Origin of the sequence: Metamycoplasma neophronis, assembly GCF_006491995.1 — a bacterium.
GTDB classification, from domain to species: domain Bacteria; phylum Bacillota_I; class Bacilli_A; order Mycoplasmatales; family Metamycoplasmataceae; genus Metamycoplasma; species Metamycoplasma neophronis.
In genome coordinates this window covers 1-553 of record NZ_VHHP01000060.1, presented here as the reverse complement: position 1 = coordinate 553, position 553 = coordinate 1, and the positions used below count along the sequence as shown (strand labels likewise).

The following is a 553-nucleotide window of genomic DNA, read 5'->3' as shown; positions in this document are numbered from 1 at the left end:
GGTCAACCTCGATAAGCACCGGCACACCAGTCGCCGCGGCCGCCCGCACCGGCTGGGCCAAAGTGCCCGACCGGTGCAGGCCGCCGTGGATTTCTGCCCATTCCAGCAACTCACCCTGGTCGATGAGCTGCTGAAAGCGGGTGGGGTCGATGAAGTGGTAGTCGACACCGTCGACCTCGCCCGGGCGTGGCGCCCGCGTCGTGGCCGAGACACTGAAATGCAGATTCGGGATCCGCTCGCGCAGACACCGAACCACCGTGGATTTGCCGACCGCGGAAGGACCGGACAGCACCACCACACGTCCCACTGCCGCCGGTTGGCCACGCGCGGTGGGCTTGGTGTCCGGTCCCTCGCCGACGCTCACTGGCGCTCCTGGGCGGGTTCCCCCCACGGGGCGTTCGGCCTGAATTGTGAGCTGGCCCTGTCAGGCCGCCTCTCCCCCGTATGCGGGGGTACGCCCACCACAGGCCTTCCGGCCCGCATCTTCGGCCGGCGGGGTTAGGCGGAGCCGAACTTTTCCAGCAGGGCCTTGCGCTGACGGTCACCGAGCCCA

At 69.1% G+C, this 553-nt stretch carries 1 protein-coding gene; it reads right to left on the bottom strand.

What is annotated here, in order from left to right:
- On the bottom strand, positions 1–364 hold a 364-nt coding region (locus FJR74_RS08525; protein ID WP_503465759.1), incomplete at its 3' end, for a nucleoside/nucleotide kinase family protein.
- Between the last annotated feature and the right edge of the window lie 189 nt (positions 365–553).